Origin of the sequence: Kitasatospora sp. NPDC057512 (assembly GCF_042802135.1) — a bacterium.
In the GTDB taxonomy this organism is placed as follows: domain Bacteria; phylum Actinomycetota; class Actinomycetes; order Streptomycetales; family Streptomycetaceae; genus Kitasatospora.
The window spans coordinates 1-16,781 of sequence record NZ_JBHVET010000091.1 but is presented as its reverse complement, the minus strand read 5'-3'; the positions used below and the strand labels follow the sequence as shown (position 1 = coordinate 16,781).

Sequence of the window (16,781 nt, the reverse complement as noted above, 5' to 3'; positions counted from 1 at the left end):
GGTGCGGGCCGCGGAAGACAGACCCGAGGGAAGGCCCGGGGCTCAGGAGTGGCCGAGCTCCTCGGCCGGGGCGTCGGGCTCGACGGAGCCGGAGGCCCGGTCGGGGTGCAGCGGCAGCGGCTCGACCACCAGCTCGTCCAGGATCAGTTCGGACGGCGCCGGCGGAGCCGGGATGACGGCCGCCTCGGAGTGCCCGCCGCAGCCGTACGCGAAGGAGACGATCTGGCCGTCGGCCGGGCCGAACTCGTTGCCGCACACGCCGAAGGCCTGCCCGAGCGAGCCGCCGATCGGCACCAGGAAGCCGCAGCTCGCGCACGAGGCCGGCGCGGCCTGGGCCATCGGGGTCTGCGGGCCGTGGGACTTCTCCCAGCGCTCGGCGGCCAGGTGCAGGCCGAGCCGGGAGAGCACCCGGCTGCGGCCGAGGCCCAGCTCCTCGGCGACGGCGTTGATCCGGGCGCGGGCCGGGGCGGGCTGGACGTGCGGGTCGGTGACGACCAGGTCCTCGTCGTCCGCCAGGGCGACCGCGGAGTTCGGCGCCGGCTCGTCCTCGCCGGTCCAGCCGGGCTCCAGCCGCAGGTCGTCGGCGCCGGTGGGCAGCAGGTCTCCCGGGCCCATGTCGCCGGGGCGCAGCCGGTCGCTCCACGGCACCCACTCGGGGGCGAGCACCGCGTCGGCGCCCGGCAGCAGCACGACCTCGTCCAGGGTCACGTTCTTGGCGCGCGGGGCGCGGGCGACGGTGACCGCCCAGTGCCAGCCGCGGTAGGCCGCGTCCAGGCACTCGAAGGTGTGGGTGACGACGCGGTCGGCGTCGGCCTGGACGCCCAGGTGCGGCCCGACGGCCTCCGCACCGACGGCCTCCTCGGCGGCCTGGCGGGCGAGTTCGACGGCCTCGGCACAGAGCCGGTCGGGGGTACGGCTTCGCATCGCAGCACTCACGGCGTCGATTCTCTCCCAGTTCTTCTGTCGCCCACGGCGTGTTGCCTGTTCCGTCGCGGCTCGGTGTCCCTCGTCCATTCTGCGCGACCGGGAGCCCCCTCGGGTACCGGCCGCGCCGCTCGACCGGCCTGCCGGCGCCCCGGCGCTCCGGCGGGTCGACCTTGGGCAGGCTACCCGTCGGCCGGTGCCCCGGCACAGTCCGGGGCGGACACGGCCGCTCCGGGGCCGCGCCGAGCGGAGTCCGGTCCCGCGTCGGCTCGGCGTTTCTGGGGCAGGATGGGCTTGTGGCGGACCACGACCCGTCGCAGCACGCACTGCGCGCCCCGCAGGCCGGCAGCCCCGACCAGGCGGACGCCGTGCCGCGACAGCAGCCCCCGGTCCCCGGCGCGGACGAACCGCAGCCGGCGGACGGCCCCGAGGCGCCCGCCGGCCCCCTGGACCTCTCCCCGGAAGCCGCCGACCGGACGGGGCGGGAGCCGGACGAGAACGGGGCCGAGGACGGGGCCGAGGTCCCCGAGCCCCGCCGGCACTTCCTGGTCCGCACCGCCTCCGCCGCCGGCTCCCGCACCGGCAAGGTGGTGCACGGCACCGGCCGACGGATCCGCCGGGCCACCGCCGCCGAGGGCGCGGGCGAGTCCGGCCTCGCCAAGCTGATCGAGCTGCACGCGCTCAACTCCTTCGGCGACATGCTGATCACCATCGCGCTGGCGTCCACCATCTTCTTCTCGGTGCCCACCGGCGAGGCCCGCGGCCGGGTCGCGCTCTACCTGCTGATCACGATGGCCCCGTTCGCCCTCCTGGCCCCGGTGGTCGGCCCGCTGCTGGACCGCCTCCCGCACGGCCGCCGGGCGGCCATGGCGATGGCCATGCTGGCCCGCGCGGTGCTGGCCTGGACGATGGCCGGGGTGATCGCCGGCGGCGGCATCGCGCTCTACCCGGAGGCACTCGGCGTGCTGGTCGCGTCCAAGGCGTACGGGGTGGTGCGCAGCGTGGTGGTGCCCCGGCTGCTGCCGAGCCGGCTGTCCCTGGTGAAGGCGAACTCCCGGGTCACCCTGGCCGGGCTGCTGGCCACCGGTGTGGCGGCCGCGGTGGGCGGGCTGCTGCACCTGGTCGGGCCCGGCTGGCCGCTGCGCGGCGCCTTCCTGGTGTTCGTGATCGGCACCCTGATGGCCTTCCACCTGCCGCCCGCGGTGGACTCCGCCAAGGGCGAGCAGCGGGCCGTCCTGCACGCCGAGGTGCACGGCGAGGGCTCGCACCTGATCCACCACCGGCCGCCGCCGGTCAAGGCCTCGCTGCGCACGGTCGGCCCCTCGGTGATCCTGGCGCTGCGGGCGATGTCGGCGATGAAGTGGCTGGTCGGCTTCCTGGTGATGTTCCTGGCCTTCCTGCTGCGGGAGGAGCCGATCGGCGGGCTGCGGCCGACGGTCGCGCTGGGCCTGGTGGCGCTGGCGGCCGGGACGGGCAACGCGCTGGGCTCGGTGCTCGGCTCCTGGCTGCGCACCCGGGGCCCGGAGGCGACCGTCGCCGCGATGCTGCTGCTGGCGACCTGCGTGACGGCGGCGGCCGCGCTCTGGTACGGCGTGGTGACGGTGGTTCTGGTCGCCGGGGTGGCCGGGATGGCGGCCTCGCTGGGCAAGCTGGCGCTGGACGCGCTGATCCAGCGGGACGTCCCGGAGGTGGTGCGGACCTCGGCGTTCGCCCGCTCGGAGACCCTGATGCAGCTGTCCTGGGTGGCGGGCGGCGCGGTCGGCATCCTGCTGCCGCTGAACGGGGAGCTGGGCCTGTCGATCGCCGCCGGGGTGGTCGGCCTGGCGCTGCTGTGGACGCTCCGCTCGCTCTTCCGGGTGGGTCTGCGGCGGCACCCGGCGACCCCCCGGGTGGCCTGAACGGGGCGGTGCGGCAACACGCGGTGCCTACCCCCGCGTCGCGTGATCGGCCCGGCCCGGTAGATTCTGACGCATGAGCCTCAATTCCCGTGCCATCGCCGCCCTCGGCGCCGTCGTCGTGGTCGGCGCCGCCACGGTGGGCACCTCCGTCGCCATCGCCGCCGGCCAGACCGAGCACATCTCCCACCAGGCCACGCTCACGGTCGGCAACTCCTCGGTCGTCGCGCAGCCGCTGTGCTGGAACGGCGGCAGCCCGCTCACCGAGGACCAGCAGCAGCAGTGCCAGGAGGACGCGACCAAGGCGCTGAAGGACGGCTCGCTGCCCTCCTCGGACGTCGTGGGCAGCGACCGGGTCGGCGTCGGCGTCTCGCCGAACGTCGCCGACACGGGCTGGTGGGCCTTCACCAACGGCGGCTCGGCCAACCAGGGCGGGCGCTACAGCCTGTTCTCGGCCTCCAAGGGCCAGACCTGGTCCGGCGCCCAGCCGGCGGGCAAGCTGCTGAACTCCAGCGGCAAGACCGTGGTGACCGTGGTCGAGGGCGACCCGAACCAGGAGGCCCCGATCGCCGTCTGGTACTTCCAGCTGAACACCCAGGACAGCTGACGGTCCTGCGATGACCGCGCACGCCGTCGCCGACGGCCGAGGCGAGCAGTCGGACCCCACGGGGGCCCGGCTGCTCGTCGTCGTCGCGGTGGCCGCCGAGGCCGAGGCGGTGCTGCGCGGCCTGCCCGGCGGGTCCGCCGCGCTGCCGCTGCCCGGCGGCACGCTGCACCGGGCCCGGGAGGTGCCCGTGGACGTGCTGGCCGCCGGGGTCGGCCCGGCCGCCGCCGCGGCCGCCGCCTCCGCCGCGCTGGCGGCCCACCCGTACGCCCTGGCCGTCTCGGCCGGGATCGCCGGCGGCTTCGCCCCGCACGCCCCGGTCGGCGCCACCGTGCTGGCCGACGCGATCGTGGCCGCGGACCTCGGCGCCGAGACGCCCGAGGGCTTCGCCGACGTCACCGAGCTGGGCTTCGGCACCGTCCGGCACACCCCGCCCCCGGCCGCCGTCGCGCTGGCCGCGCGGGCGCTGGACGCCGTGACCGGCCCGGTGCTGACCGTCTCCACCGTCACCGGCAGCGCCGAGCGCGCCGCCGCGCTGGCCGCCCGCCACCCGGGCGCCGCCGCCGAGGCGATGGAGGGCTTCGGCGTGGCCGAGGCCGCCGCCCGGTACGGCGTGCCGGCCCTCGAACTGCGCACCGTGTCCAACCCCGTGGGCCCGCGCGACCGGGCCGCCTGGCGGATCGGCGAGGCGCTGGCCGCCCTGGAGCGGGCCTTCGCCGCGCTGCCCGTCCACGAGCTGGCATCCGCTCCACGAACCGATTGAGGAGGCCGGCCGTGGCTGAACGGCTGAGCATCGCGTACTCGCCCTGCCCGAACGACACCTTCGTCTTCCACGCCTGGGCGCACGGCCTGGTGCCCGGGGCGGACGCCCCCGAGGTGACCTTCGCCGACATCGACATCACCAACGGGCAGGCCGAACGCGGCGAGCTGGACGTGCTGAAGATCAGCTACGGCGCGCTGCCCTGGGTCCTGGAGCAGTACACCCTGCTGCCCTGCGGCGGCGCGCTGGGCCGCGGCTGCGGCCCGCTGGTGCTCACCCTGCCGGGCGTGGACTCCCCCGCCGACCTGGCCGGGAAGACCGTCGCGGTGCCCTCCGAGCGCTCCACCGCCTACCTGCTGTTCCGGCTCTGGGCGGCGAAGGCGGTGCCGGGCGGCTTCGGCGAGATCGTCGTCCTGCCGTTCCACGAGATCATGCCCGCCGTCCGGGACGGCCGGGTGGACGCCGGCCTGGTCATCCACGAGGCCCGCTTCACGTACCAGCAGTACGGCCTGCACAGCCTGGCCGACATGGGCGAGGCCTGGGAGCGGGAGACCGGCCTGCCGATCCCGCTGGGCGCGATCGTCGCCCGGCGCTCGCTCGGCGCCGAGCGGCTGCGGGAGATCGCCGACGCGATCCGCTCCTCCGTCCGGCAGGCCTGGGCGGACCCGGCCGCGAGCCGCGGGTACGTGCTGGCGCACGCCCAGGAGATGGACCTGGACGTCGCCGAGCAGCACATCGGGCTGTACGTCACCGAGTTCACCGAGGACCTCGGCGAGGAGGGCTACGCGGCCGTCCGCGCGCTGCTCACCCGGGCCGCCGCCGAGGGGCTGGTGCCCCCGCTCGACCCGGGTGCGCTCGCGATCTAGAGCGCTCCGGCTCCAGGGCGTTCCGGCTCCCCGTCAGACGTCGAAGTTGTCGGCCACCGCGCGCAGCAGGCCGGCCAGCTTCTGGCCGGTCGGCTTGGCGGGGTAGCGCCCGCGCTGGAGGCCGGGCAGCACCGCGTCCAGCGTGGTGATCAGGTCCTGGACGATCGGCGCCATGTCATCGGCGCTCCGCCGCTGGGCGGCGGCCACCGAGGGCAGCGCGTCCAGCAGCTGCACGGCCATCGCCTGGTCCCCGCGGTGGCCGGCGACCACGCCGAACTCGACCCGCTGACCCGGCTTCAGCGACGTGACACCGTCGGGCAGCGCCTTGGTGTGGACGAAGACGTCCCCGCCGTCGTCGCGCGACAGGAAGCCGAAGCCCTTCGTCTCGTTGAACCACTTGACCTGGCCGGTGGGCATCTCGAACAGTCCTCGAATGGGTGTGAGGGATCCCGGCCCTGGCCGGGGATCACTGGGTGGTGGGGAAAGGCGGCCGACCTCGACTCGGCGCCCGTGGGCGCTCGTGGCCGGCACGCGGTCAGGAGCAGACTAACCGTCCGTCACTGCCTCATCCGCGTTCCGCGAGGAACCCGCGTTCCGAGGCCCGGTCGGGGCGGCGGGAACGGGATCTCGCGGTCACGGGCGACCCGGCACTGGCACGGCCGGGGCGCGGCTCCGCGCGGTCCATCGGCTCACACCCCCGGGTCTGAGGACGCGGGGCGCACCTGTAGCGCCCCTCGGCACCCCGTGCATACCCCCGCTCAACAGGGATCAAAACGTTCAGCTGCCGGGAAACTGCGCAACGTGACCGGCCCGCTCCGGTGGGCCCGCCCGGCGGCCGCTCTGCCAGACTGGGGACAGTTCCGACCGGCCCGTAGGAGTGAGCAGACGTGAGCAGCCAGAGCGCCGACCCCGGCGACGTGTACGTCAAGGCCGGGGTGATCGTCTTCGGACTCGGCGCGCTCGCCACCCTGGTCACCTTCGTCCCGCTGTTCCTGCACCTGACGCCGCTGCCGACGGCCGCGTACTGGCTGAGCATGCTGATGCCGGCCGGCTTCCTGGCCGCGCTGACCGGGCTGCTGCTGAACGCGCGGGCCCAGCGCCGCCGGATCGAGCCCGTCGAGTCCTGAGGCCCTCCGGGCCCCGGGACTCGGGAGCCCGCCGCGGGCCTGCTCCGGGGCCCGGCCTAGCGGTCGGCCAGGTGGCCGGCGAGCCAGTCCGGGAAGCCGGTGAGGTCGTCCAGCACCACGTCCGCGCCCGCCTCGTGGAGCTCCCGCGCGCTGTACGGGCCGGTGGGCACGCAGACCGCGAGGGCGTCGGCGTGCCGGGCGCCCCGGATGTCGCCGAGGTGGTCGCCGACGTAGACGCTCGCGCCGTGCTCGCGCAGCGCGTCGCCCTTGGTCTCCGCCCACAGGTCGCCGATCACGGTGTCCGCGGCCAGCCCGGCGTGCTCCAGGTGGAGGCGGGCGTTCGGCTCGTACTTGCCGGTGATCACCGCGACCCGGCCGCCGTGGGCGCGGACCGCCTCGACGGCGGCGTGCGCGCCGGGCAGGGCCACGGTCGGGGCGAAGGCGTGGTCGCGGTAGAGCTCGCGGTAGCGGGTGACGGCCCGCTCCACCTCGTGCTCCGGGAACCAGTTGCGGATCTCGTCCAGCAGCGGCGGGCCGAGCCGGGTGACCACCAGGTCGGCGTCGATGGGGGTGCCGGTCTCGGCGGAGAGCGCCAGGTAGGTGGCGCGGATACCCGGCCGGGTGTCCAGCAGCGTCATGTCGAGGTCGAAGCCGACGGTGAGCGGGGCGGGTGAGGTCGCGGGCATGCCGTCAGGCTACCCAACGGGTGCCGTCGGCCACGAGGCGATTTGCCCGGGCTTCACGGCGGAACTTAGGTTTGCCTGAGTTGTCAGCGGAGAGGGCCCATGACCGACACCAGCGCACCGCCCGGTGCGCCCCGCGCGCTGTACCGCGCGCCGCGGCGCCGAATACTGTGGCTGGCCGCCGCACTCGTCGTGCTGGCCGCCGCGGTGCTGCTGAGCCTGGCGGTCGGCAGCCGGACCATCCCGTTCGGCGACACGCTGGACGCCCTGCTGCACGGCGGCGACACCGCCGACGCCGTGGTGGTCCGCGAGCTGCGGGTGCCGCGCACCGTCGTCGGACTGGCCGTCGGCGCGGCGCTCGGCCTGGCCGGGGCCGTCATGCAGGGCCTGACCCGCAACCCGATCGCCGACCCCGGCATCCTCGGCGTCTCCCAGGGCGCGGCGGCCGGCGTGGTGGTCGCCATCTCCGGCTTCGGCGTCTCCACCCTCACCGGGTACGTCTGGTTCGGCTTCGCCGGCGCGGTGATCGCCACCGTGCTGGTGTACGGGCTGGCCGGGCGCGGCCGGGGCGGGGCCACCCCGATCAAGCTGGCACTGGCCGGCTCGGCGACGTCCGCCTTCATCGCCTCGCTCAACACCCTGGTGCTGACCACCGACGCGGCCACCATGGACCAGTTCCGCTTCTGGCACGTCGGCTCGCTCTCCGGGCGGACCTCGGACGTGGCCTGGCAGCTGCTGCCGTTCCTGGCCGTCGGCACGGTGCTGGTGGTCGCGGTGGCGCGCGGACTGGACGCGCTGGCGCTCGGCGACGACACCGCGAAGGGGCTTGGCGCCAAGACCGGCCTGGTCCGGGCGGTCGGCGCGCTCGGCGCGACCGTCCTGACCGGCTCGGCGGTCGCGGCGGCCGGCCCGATCGCCTTCGTCGGCCTCGCCGTCCCGCACGCGGCCCGCGCGGTGGCCGGCGCCGACCACCGCTGGATCCTCGCCTTCTCCGCCGTCCTCGGCCCGGCGCTGCTGCTGCTCGCCGACACCCTCGGCCGGGTCCTGTTCCCGCCGTCCGAGGTCCCGGCGGGCGTGATGACCGCGCTGGTCGGCGTCCCGGTGCTGGTGGCCCTGGTCCGCCGCCGCAAGGTGGTGGCGGCATGACTCCCCTCCCCCGTGTGAGCTCCGCCCCGGGCGAGGGTTCGGTCTCCCTGCGCGGCTACACCGTCGTCCGGGCCGGGCGGGCGTCGTTCCTGGTGCACCGGCGCTCGCTGGCCGTCACCGTCGGGCTGCTGGTGGCGCTGGCGGCGACCGTGGTGGCCTCGCTCTGCCTGGGCGAGTCCACCGTCGCGCCGTCCGAGGTGGTCAAGGTGGTGCTCGGCCGGCCGAGCCCGCACGAGCTGGTGGTCGGCGAGTTCCGGCTGCCCCGGGTGGTGGTCGGGCTGCTGGTCGGCCTGGCGCTCGGGCTGGCCGGGGCGCTGATCCAGACCGTCGCCCGCAATCCGCTGGCCAGCCCCGACGTGGTGGGCGTGACCTGGGGCGCGACCGCGACCGTGGTCGGCCTGATGGCGTACGGCGTGGTCGGCTCGACCGGCCAGGCCCCGTACGCGGCGGTGGCCGGCGGCCTGGTGGCCGGGCTTCTGGTGTACGCGCTGGCCTGGCGGCGCGGCCTGCACGCGCAGCGCTTCGTGCTGATCGGCATCGGCATCAGCGTCGCGCTGTCCTCGCTCACCTCCGTCTTCCTCACCAAGGGCGACGGCTTCCAGGCCCAGGCCGCCAAGGTCTGGATGACCGGCAGCCTGAACGGCGCCGGCTACGACCAGGCCGACTGGCTCGCCTGGGTGCTGCTCGCCGCCGTGCCGGTCGCGCTGTGGGCCGCCCGGGCCCAGCGGTCGATCTCCTTCGACGACGCCACCGCCGTCGGCCTCGGCCTGCGCCTGGACCGGATCCGCCTCGGCATGGCGCTGCTGGGCATCGTGCTGGCCTCGTGCGCGGCCGGGGCCGCCGGGCCGGTGGACTTCGTCGCGCTGATGGCCCCGCAGATCGCGCTGCGGCTGGCCCGCTCGGCGCAGATCCCGCTGTTCTGCTCGGCGCTGACCGGCGCGCTGGTGGTGGTCCTCGCCGACCTGGTCGCCCGGCGGCTGCTGGCTCCGACGGAGCTGCCGGTGGGCGTGGTGACCGGCCTGGTCGGCGCGCCGTACCTGATGTGGCTGCTGATCCGATCCCGCCGTGGAGGTTCCTGATGTCCGAACACCGCCTGGAGGCCCGGGGCCTCACCCTGGCCTACGAGGCGCGCACGGTCGTCGAGGACCTGGACGTGACCGTTCCGGACGGGCGGGTCACGGTGATCGTCGGCCCGAACGCGTGCGGCAAGTCGACCCTGCTGCGGGCCCTCGGCCGGCTGCTGAAGCCGGTCCGGGGCGCGGTGCTGCTGGACGGCGAGGAGCTGGCGCGGATCCAGACCAAGCGGATCGCCCAGCGGCTCGGCCTGCTGCCGCAGTCGCCGACCGCCCCCGAGGGCATCTCGGTGGCGGACCTGGTCGCGCGCGGCCGCCAGCCGCACCAGAGCTGGTGGCAGCAGTGGTCGCCGGAGGACGAGGCGGCGGTCGCGGAGGCGCTGGAGCGCACCTCCACCGCCGAACTGGCCGAGCGGAGCATGGACGAGCTGTCCGGCGGCCAGCGCCAGCGCGCCTGGATCGCGATGGCGCTCGCCCAGGGCACCGACATCCTGCTGCTGGACGAGCCGACCACCTACCTGGACATCGCGCACCAGGTGGAGGTGCTGGACCTGGTCCGCCGGCTGAACGTCGAGCGCGGCCGGACCGTCGTCGCGGTGCTGCACGACCTCAACCAGGCCGCCCGGTACGCGGACCACCTGGTGGCGATGCGGGACGGCCGGGTGGTGGCGCAGGGCGCGCCCGGGGAGGTGGTGACGGCCGAGCTGGTGCGGGAGGTGTTCGGACTGGACTCGGTGGTGGTGCCGGACCCGGTGACCGGCACGCCGCTGGTCGTGCCGGGCGCCCCGTGGGCGGCGCTCGCCCCGGACGCCACTCGCGCCTGACGGCCCGTGCTTAACGGCACTTTAAGTGCCATTTCGGACATAATCGACGGCGCCCCGACCCCACCGCGCCGCCAGAGGACCGCCGATGCCCCGGATCTCCCGCCGCACCCTCCTCACCGGCCTCGGCGCGGGCGCGCTCGCGGCGGCCACCGGCTGCACCGCCGCCCGGCGGCCGGCCCCGGCGGCCGCGGACGGCACCGCCGGCGGTGCCTCGCCGTCCCCGACCCCGGTGCCGCCGGTGACGGTGAACGCCGCCACCGGCCCCGTCGTGGTGCCGGGCGCGCCGATGCGGGTGGTCGTGCTGGACACCGACGTGCTCGACTCCGCGCTGACCCTCGGCATCACCCCGGTCGGCGCCGCGCTCCCGGCCCGCGACACCCGCTACCCCGAGTACTGGCCGGCCTCCCGGACGGCCGGGATCCGGCTGGTCGGCCCGGCTGGCTCGCCCGACCTGCCGACCGTACGGGCGCTGCGGCCGGACCTGATCCTCTCCAACCAGACCCGCGACGGCGACCGCTACGAGCAACTGCGGGAGATCGCCCCGACCGTGCTCACCCAGACCGCCGGGGCGCCGTGGAAGGCCGACTTCCAGCTGCACGCCCAGGCGCTCGGCCGGGAGGCGGCCGCGGCGGCCTTCGCCGGCGCGTACCAGAAGCACGCCGGGCAGGTGGCCCAGGCACTGGCGGCGGCGAAGCTGTCGGGACGCAGGGTGAGCCTGGTGCGGTTCGTGGAGGGCGGCGGCATCCGGCTGTTCGGCCGGCAGAGCTTCCCCGGCACGGTGCTCGCCGACGCCCAGGTCGGCCGGCCGGACGCGCAGAACGTCGACCAGTCCGACGTCGAGATCCCGCCGGACCAGCTCGCCAGGGCCGACGGCGACCTGCTGCTGTACGCGACGTACGGCGATCCGGAGCTGTCCGGGGCCAACGCCGCCCTGGCGAGCCCGGGTTGGCAGGCGCTGGGGGCGGTCAAGGGGCACCGGGCGTTCCCGGTGGACGACCAGCTGTGGTTCCAGGGGATCGGGTACACCGGGGCCAACTACGTCCTGGACGAACTGCAGCGCTTCCTCGGCGCCTGACCCGCCCCCGCGTAGCGGGCCGGGGGGACGCCGACGGCGGCGGTGAAGTCCCGGGTGAGGTGCGCCTGGTCCGCGTACCCCAGCTCGGCGGCGAGCGCGGCCAGGTCCAACCCGCCGTCCGTCCCGGCACGTTCGGCGGCCTCGTGGAGGCGGGCCCGGCGCAGCACCCACTTCGGGGAGGCCCCGACGTACTCGGCGAACAGGCGCTGGAGGCGGCGGACCGGCAGGCCCAGCTCGGCGGCCAGCGTGTCCACCCGGCGCAGGTCCGGCCTGCCGGTGATCCGGTCCACCATCGCGGCGACCTCGGCGGCGACCGGGTCGGGCTCGGGCAGCCGGGGGCGGAGGAAGGCGTCGGCGAGGGCCGCGGGGTCGCCGGACGCCCCGAGGACCTCCGCGTTGAACCGGTCGACCCCGGGCCCGAAGTACTCGGCGGCGGGCACCGACCGGTCGGCCAGCCCGCTCACCGGGTGACCGGCGAGGGCACGGAAGGCGCCGGCGCGGAACCGCGCGCCCAACACGTGCCCCGCGCCCTCCAGACGGCGGACGAAGAGCGAGCGGTCCACCCCGTACACGCGCGCCCGCGGGGCCTCGAAGACCAGGTGGACGTTGGGGTGGGCGAGCACCTTCTGCTCGTACGGCGGCAGGCCGCGCAGGTCCCAGCGGACCAGCCAGTAGTACTCGACGAACCGCGCCACGGCCGGGTCGGGGACGAGCCGGTCCACGGTGATCAGCTCCGCCGCCCGGGCGGGGTGGAGCACGCCGCGGCCGAGGCCGGGAGCGTCCGGGGGGTCCAGCGGGTCCGTGCCCATGCCGCCAGGCTAGTCGTCGCGTTTCTTCAAGACCGGCCGGTACGGCCCCGCGCAGAATCGACGCCATGACCGCCCACCCGATGCACCCGCTCCTGGCCCGCGCCGCCTCCGCCGCCGCCCGTGTCGCCACCGCCGTCCCGGCCGACCGGCCGCTGGACGCGCCGACGCCCTGCACGGAGTTCGACACCCGTGCGCTGATCAACCACTGGGTGCTCTACACCTCGCACGGCCTGGAGCACCGGGCCCGGCGGGCCGAGCTGCCCGAAGAGCTCGGCTCGCGGGACTTCACCGCCGACGCCGACTGGCGCTCCGGCTACGCGGCGCAGCTGGAGCGCGCCGTCGCGGCCTGGGCGGACCCGGCCGTCTGGGAGGGGGACGTCGACCTCGGCGGCGCCCCGGTGCCGGCGGTCGGGATCGCCCGGATGCTGGTCCTGGAGCTGCTGCTGCACGGCTGGGACGTGGCCCGGGCGACCGGCGGGCGGATCGAGGTCGACGAGGAACTCGCCCTGCTGGCCGGGGAGATCGTGGCGGAGAACGCCGAGCTGTACCGTCGGTACGCGGGCTTCGCCGAGTCGGTGGCGCTGCCGGAGGACGCCTCCGCGTGGGACCGCGCGCTGGCCGCCTCGGGGCGCGATCCGCACTGGAAGGCCTGAGCTCCGACCGACGGGCCCGCCGGCCGTCCCGCCCCGGTACCGGGAGACGGCGCGACGCGTCGTACGGCGCTCAGCCCGGGCGCATCGCCGCGGCGAGCCTCGCGCGCAACAGCCGTACGGCCGGGGACTGCTGGTCGCGGCGGACGACCAGCCCGAGCCGGGCGCGGGTGGCGGCGTCGGCCAGCGGGACGGCCCGCAGCCCGGCGCCCGTGGCGGAGGAGGCGCTGAGGACGGCCACGCCCGCGCCGCGCTCGGCGAGCCGGAGCAGGGCGGCCGGGGAGCTGGCCTCGATGTCCACCCGCGGATCGAGGCCGAGCCGGCGGCAGGAGTCCTGGTAGGCGGCGCGCAGGCCGGTGCCCGGGGGGAGACAGAGGACCTTCTCGCCGCGCAGGTCGGCGAGGCGGAGCCGCGCCCGGTCGAGGGGGTGCCCGGCGGGGACGACGGCGGCGATCGGCTCGTCCACGACGACGGTGTCCTCCAGCCCGGGGGAGGCCTCGCCGGTGTAGCCGATCAGGGCGAGGTCGAGGGAGCCGGCCAGGACCTGCGCCTGGAGGTCGTCGGAGTGCCCCTCGTGCAGGCTGAGTTCGATGCCGGGGTGGCTGCGGCCGAGGTCCGCGACGGTGTCCAGGAAGGGCGGGATCGAGCAGCCCATGATCATGCCGAGCCGGACCCGGCCGCGGACGGCGTCGGCGAACTCGGCGGCGGTGTGCTGGATGGCGTCGAGGGTGGCCAGGGCGTTCTTCGCCAGCGGGAGGACCGCCTCGCCGGCCGGGGTGAGGCGCACCTGGCGGCCGGTCCGGTCGAGCAGCTGCTGGCCCAGTTCGCGCTCCAGCTTGGCCACCTGGGTGCTGATGCCGGACTGGCTCACGTGCAGCCGGGCGGCTGCGGCGGTGAAGGTGCCCTCGTCGACCACGGCGGCGAAGTAGCGCAGCTGGTGCATCTCCATGACCGACGACGATAGGCGACCGGACCCTTGGGGCATAACCAGAACAGATGGATTCCATCTGATCCATCTGTTGGACGGATGGGTGAGGTGCTCGGGAGGATGGAGGCATGACGACGACCAAGACCGCGCGTGAGCTTGCCGAGACCTACTTCACCGCCTGGGAGGCGGGCGACTTCGAGACCGTCCGGAGCCTGCTGGCCGACGACGTCGACTTCGTCGGCGCGCTGGGGACGGCCTCCGGGGTGGAGGAGGCGCTGGCCGGGCTGAAGGGGCTCGGACAGGTGCTGGAGAAGATCGACGTGAAGGTCCGGGTGGCCGAGGGCGACGACGTGATCACCTGGTTCGAGCTGCGCACCGGCATCGCCCCGCCGGCGCCGACGGCGAACTGGATGCACGTCGAGGACGGGCGGATCACCCGGATCCGGGTGACCTTCGACCCGCGCGGGCTGCTGGCCGGTTTCGGCAGGTGAGAGGCCCCGCGGCCGCCCGCGCACGGCCGCGCGGGGGGCCGCGGCCCGCTCCGTTCGGTCACTCACCCGAGCGGTCAGCCCCGCAGGCGGGGCACGACGGGGCGCGCTACGACTGGGTGAAAGCCCCCACTCCCCCTCCGGGAGCCCCACCATGAACGATCCGACGACCCCGACGCCCACCGTCGCCGCCACCGTGCACCACGTCCAGCCGGACGGGAAGGCCGGTCCGGCCCTCGCCCACGGCTTCCTGCTCAACCGCCGTACGGTCCTGGTGCCCGACCCGCCGCAGACGGTCTGCGACCCGTGGCAACGCCTCGCCGTCCGCATCACCGTCGACCCCGGTCCCGGCCCCGGCCCCGACGACGGCGCCGAAGCCCTGCGGGTGGCCGGCATCAGCCTGGTCGCCCTCGCCGACGACGGCATCCACGCCGCGTCGGCCTACCTGGCCCTGCTCGCACCGTCGCACCACGCGACCACCCCCGCCGACGTCACCGCGAACCGGCTCGTCGAAGTCCTCCGGCAGCACCACGGCGACCAGTGGGCCGCGTACGCCGCACTCGGCTACCCGATCCGTCCGCCGAAGGAGCACGCCGCCCTGACGGAACCCTGGTGGTCCGACGTCCCGGCCCTCGACCTCCGGGAGTTCGTCGAGGCCAAGTGCTGCCTCGGTTCGAACCACAGCTGCTGCCGGGAACTCCGGTTGTGACGGAGAGCGTCCACCGCCGGAGGCCGCCGGCCGCCACGGCGCAGGACGCCGCGCTGGCACTCGCGATCACCGTCCCCGACGTCTTCTTCTTCGCGGCCCCGCTCGCACCGGGCGTCAACGGCCGTGACCAGCTGCTCGTGGCCGTCTTCGCCCTCCCGGAGGCCGTCGCGCTGACCTTCCGGCGGCGGTGGCCGCTACCGGCCTTCGCCGTCGTCTGGGGCGCCGCCGTCGGAGCCGCCCTGCTCTCCCTCAACAGCGACTTCGGCTTCACCCCCTTCTTCGGGGTGCTGGTCGCGCTGTACACGGTGGCCCGGGAGAACGGCCGGTCCGCCGCCGCCGTCACGCTCGCGCTGACGTGCCTGCCGATCGCCCTGGGCACCTGGAACCCGATCGCCACCGGGGCCGTGCACCCCGGCTACGAGACCGCGGAGACCATCAGCGAGATCGCCTTCTACCTGCCGGTCACCGCCGTCGCCTGGGGCGCCGGCCGCTGGGTCCGGGCCGCCGCCCTCGCCGCCGAGCGCGACCAGCGCGACCTCGCCCGCGCCCGCCAGGCCGTCCTGGGCGAACGCGTCCAGATCGCCCGGGAGTTGCACGACATCGTGGCCAACGCGGTGGCCGTCATCGTCATGCAGGCCGACACCGCCCGCAGCACCGCGCCCGCCGACCCGGACCGGCTGGCCGGCACCCTCCGCGACATCGAGGAGCTGGGCCGCAACGCGATGGCCGAACTGCGCCGCATGCTCCGGCTGTTGCGCACCGCCGACGTCCCCATGACGGACGGGACCGGGCGACACGGGCTCGCCGACCTGGGGCCGCTGCTGGAGGACGCCCGACGTGCCGGAATCCGGATCGACCTGGAGGTGCGCGGCACCCCGACCCACCTCGACGACAGCGTCGACCTGACGGCCTACCGGCTGGTCCAGGAGGCCGTCACCAACATCATCAAGCACTCCGGCGCCGGCAGCCACGCCTCGGTGCGGATCAGCTGGTCCGAGGTGCTGACCCTCGACGTGGTCGACGACGGCGCGGGCCGCCGCCCCGAGGCCCGCCGGGAACTGTCCACCGGCCACGGCCTGCTCGGACTCGCCGAGCGGATCGCGCTGTTCGGCGGCGAGCTGACCGCCTCGCCCTACCGCTCGGGCTTCCGGGTCACCGCCACCCTGCCGCTCTCCCCGCCGCCCTCCCCGCCGCCCGGTGCGGCGGGCTGACCGCCGCACCGGTCGCGGCGGTTCCCGGCCTCACGGCGCTTCCTGCTGCTCGGCGTACCTGGTCGTGAAGCCGAGGACCGCCACGTACCGGCCCTCGGCCGGCCCGGTGACCTCGCTCGGCCGCACCGGCTGCCAGGCCAGGTACTCGGACCGCTGCCCCTCGTCGTTCCGGTAGCGCCGGCCGCCGTACTTCTCGTACCAGTAGTCCTCGCCGGAGGTCAGGAGTTCGGGGCCCGGCGGCCGGGAGACGCTCACGGCCAGCTCCGTCCGCACCGCCTCGTCCGTCGCCGGCCTGAACTCCACCGACGGGGCGATCGGCCGGGCCGCCGCCTCCGCCACCTCCTCCGGGGTCGGGTCGGCGGGCGGCTGGTGGGCGTACTCGTCGGCCGCGACCAGGCCGCTCCACCGCTGCGAGCTCCGCCAGCCCTCGGCGTCCAGGTACCGGTCCAGATCGGCCAGCCGGGAGCGGACGTCGCCGCCGTCGAAGGCCAGGTACACGTTCACGGTCCGCTCGCAGGCCACCGGCAGCCACAGCCCCCGGACGAACAGGCCGCCGCGGTAGTCGGTGCGGCACACGTCGACCGTCGACCGCCCCAACCCCTGGGCCCACGGCAGCAGTTCGGACAGCCGGTCGATCCGGTCGGCCATCCGCTGCTCGGCCACCCGGCGGGCCTCCGCGGTCTCCGGCGCCCGCGCCAGCCCCGGGACGTCCGGCGGGGCCGGGATGGCCGTGTCGCGGTAGAACCGCCACCCGGCCCAGCCGCCGAACACGACCGCCACTCCCAGGAGCGCGATCAGCGCCCACCTCAGCCAGAACCGAACCACACCCACCCCCGGTCTCCACCCACCCCGCTCGGGCATCGTACGGGCGCGAACGCGTCGGCGGACGGGCGACGCCGCCGAAAGGCCGTCCCGCGGTGGCCCCGCCGACGCCCCGCACGGGACGTCGGCGGATCCGGCCAGCCGTGCGGGACACCGACGATCAGGCCGCCGCGCCGCCCTGCCAGGC

At 75.7% G+C, this 16,781-nt stretch carries 19 protein-coding genes; 13 read left to right on the top strand and 6 right to left on the bottom strand.

The features are described 5' to 3' along the window. Positions 1-42: 42 nt before the first annotated feature. Positions 43-924 (bottom strand): DUF3027 domain-containing protein, encoded by an 882-nt coding sequence (locus ACFU6K_RS09350; protein ID WP_380661875.1) that lies wholly within the window; start codon positions 922-924, stop codon positions 43-45. 545 nt (positions 925-1,469) lie between these two features. Here ACFU6K_RS09350 and ACFU6K_RS09345 point away from each other — a divergent pair. The 4 genes from ACFU6K_RS09345 to ACFU6K_RS09330 all read left to right on the top strand — a co-directional run bounded on the left by ACFU6K_RS09345 (position 1,470) and on the right by ACFU6K_RS09330 (position 5,049). After that, positions 1,470-2,822 carry an MFS transporter gene (locus ACFU6K_RS09345; RefSeq protein ID WP_380661873.1) on the top strand — a complete coding sequence of 451 codons (1,353 nt, stop codon included), beginning with the start codon at positions 1,470-1,472 and terminating at the stop codon, positions 2,820-2,822. Between the two features lie 73 nt (positions 2,823-2,895). Continuing rightward, positions 2,896-3,426 carry a hypothetical protein gene (locus tag ACFU6K_RS09340; protein ID WP_380661872.1) on the top strand — a complete coding sequence of 177 codons (531 nt, stop codon included), beginning with the start codon at positions 2,896-2,898 and terminating at the stop codon, positions 3,424-3,426. Between the two features lie 10 nt (positions 3,427-3,436). Then, on the top strand, positions 3,437-4,186 hold the full coding sequence (locus ACFU6K_RS09335) for a futalosine hydrolase (protein ID WP_380661870.1): 750 nt from the start codon (positions 3,437-3,439) through the stop codon (positions 4,184-4,186). 11 nt (positions 4,187-4,197) lie between these two features. Next, a complete protein-coding gene (locus ACFU6K_RS09330; RefSeq protein ID WP_380661868.1) occupies positions 4,198-5,049 on the top strand; it encodes a 1,4-dihydroxy-6-naphthoate synthase in 852 nt (283 codons plus the stop codon). Positions 5,050-5,082: 33 nt separating this feature from the next. Here the strand turns inward: ACFU6K_RS09330 and ACFU6K_RS09325 are convergent, their stop codons facing one another. Further along, positions 5,083-5,466, bottom strand: a complete 384-nt coding sequence (locus tag ACFU6K_RS09325; protein ID WP_049658465.1) for a cold-shock protein — start codon at positions 5,464-5,466, stop codon at positions 5,083-5,085. A gap of 470 nt (positions 5,467-5,936) precedes the next feature. On the opposite strand from ACFU6K_RS09325, the gene ACFU6K_RS09320 reads away from it, so the two are divergent. Continuing rightward, complete coding sequence (locus ACFU6K_RS09320) at positions 5,937-6,176, top strand: hypothetical protein (protein ID WP_049658468.1); 240 nt, start codon at positions 5,937-5,939, stop codon at positions 6,174-6,176. Between the two features lie 56 nt (positions 6,177-6,232). Here ACFU6K_RS09320 and ACFU6K_RS09315 read toward each other — a convergent pair whose 3' ends face one another. Then, a complete protein-coding gene (locus ACFU6K_RS09315; RefSeq protein WP_049658472.1) occupies positions 6,233-6,862 on the bottom strand; it encodes an HAD family hydrolase in 630 nt (209 codons plus the stop codon). A 99-nt stretch (positions 6,863-6,961) separates the two neighbouring features. Here ACFU6K_RS09315 and ACFU6K_RS09310 point away from each other — a divergent pair, with 99 nt between their 5' ends. From ACFU6K_RS09310 to ACFU6K_RS09295, 4 genes are all read left to right on the top strand, one after another. Continuing rightward, complete coding sequence (locus ACFU6K_RS09310; protein WP_380661867.1) at positions 6,962-8,005, top strand: FecCD family ABC transporter permease; 1,044 nt, start codon at positions 6,962-6,964, stop codon at positions 8,003-8,005. Continuing rightward, entirely contained in the window at positions 8,002-9,084 is a 1,083-nt protein-coding gene (locus tag ACFU6K_RS09305; RefSeq protein ID WP_380661866.1) for a FecCD family ABC transporter permease, read from the top strand. The genes ACFU6K_RS09310 and ACFU6K_RS09305 overlap by 4 nt, the downstream gene beginning before the upstream one ends. Next, the gene (locus tag ACFU6K_RS09300) at positions 9,084-9,902 is read left to right on the top strand and encodes an ABC transporter ATP-binding protein (protein ID WP_380661865.1); all 819 of its coding nucleotides are present in this window, start codon (positions 9,084-9,086) and stop codon (positions 9,900-9,902) included. The genes ACFU6K_RS09305 and ACFU6K_RS09300 overlap by 1 nt, the downstream gene beginning before the upstream one ends. An 85-nt stretch (positions 9,903-9,987) precedes the next feature. Next, positions 9,988-10,977, top strand: a complete 990-nt coding sequence (locus ACFU6K_RS09295; protein WP_380661864.1) for an ABC transporter substrate-binding protein — start codon at positions 9,988-9,990, stop codon at positions 10,975-10,977. Here ACFU6K_RS09295 and ACFU6K_RS09290 read toward each other — a convergent pair. Beyond that, positions 10,938-11,786, bottom strand: coding sequence for a DUF6597 domain-containing transcriptional factor (locus tag ACFU6K_RS09290; protein ID WP_380661862.1), 849 nt, complete (start codon positions 11,784-11,786; stop codon positions 10,938-10,940). The two genes, ACFU6K_RS09295 and ACFU6K_RS09290, sit on opposite strands and share 40 nt — an antisense overlap. A gap of 65 nt (positions 11,787-11,851) precedes the next feature. Here ACFU6K_RS09290 and ACFU6K_RS09285 point away from each other — a divergent pair, with 65 nt between their 5' ends. Next, positions 11,852-12,439, top strand: coding sequence for a TIGR03086 family metal-binding protein (locus ACFU6K_RS09285; protein ID WP_380661860.1), 588 nt, complete (start codon positions 11,852-11,854; stop codon positions 12,437-12,439). 70 nt (positions 12,440-12,509) lie between these two features. Here ACFU6K_RS09285 and ACFU6K_RS09280 read toward each other — a convergent pair whose 3' ends face one another. Further along, positions 12,510-13,385, bottom strand: coding sequence for a LysR family transcriptional regulator (locus ACFU6K_RS09280; RefSeq protein ID WP_380661859.1), 876 nt, complete (start codon positions 13,383-13,385; stop codon positions 12,510-12,512). Positions 13,386-13,492: 107 nt separating this feature from the next. On the opposite strand from ACFU6K_RS09280, the gene ACFU6K_RS09275 reads away from it, so the two are divergent. From ACFU6K_RS09275 to ACFU6K_RS09265, 3 genes are all read left to right on the top strand, one after another. Beyond that, positions 13,493-13,855: a nuclear transport factor 2 family protein gene (locus ACFU6K_RS09275; protein WP_380661858.1), complete on the top strand. Its 363-nt coding sequence runs from the start codon at positions 13,493-13,495 to the stop codon at positions 13,853-13,855. Positions 13,856-14,006: 151 nt separating this feature from the next. Continuing rightward, the gene (locus tag ACFU6K_RS09270; RefSeq protein WP_380661856.1) at positions 14,007-14,561 is read left to right on the top strand and encodes a hypothetical protein; all 555 of its coding nucleotides are present in this window, start codon (positions 14,007-14,009) and stop codon (positions 14,559-14,561) included. After that, entirely contained in the window at positions 14,558-15,772 is a 1,215-nt protein-coding gene (locus ACFU6K_RS09265; protein ID WP_380661855.1) for a sensor histidine kinase, read from the top strand. Before ACFU6K_RS09270 ends, ACFU6K_RS09265 begins: the two co-directional genes overlap by 4 nt. Before the next feature lie 30 nt (positions 15,773-15,802). Here ACFU6K_RS09265 and ACFU6K_RS09260 read toward each other — a convergent pair whose 3' ends face one another. Then, positions 15,803-16,603, bottom strand: coding sequence for a hypothetical protein (locus ACFU6K_RS09260; RefSeq protein ID WP_380661854.1), 801 nt, complete (start codon positions 16,601-16,603; stop codon positions 15,803-15,805). Positions 16,604-16,781 lie beyond the last annotated feature (178 nt).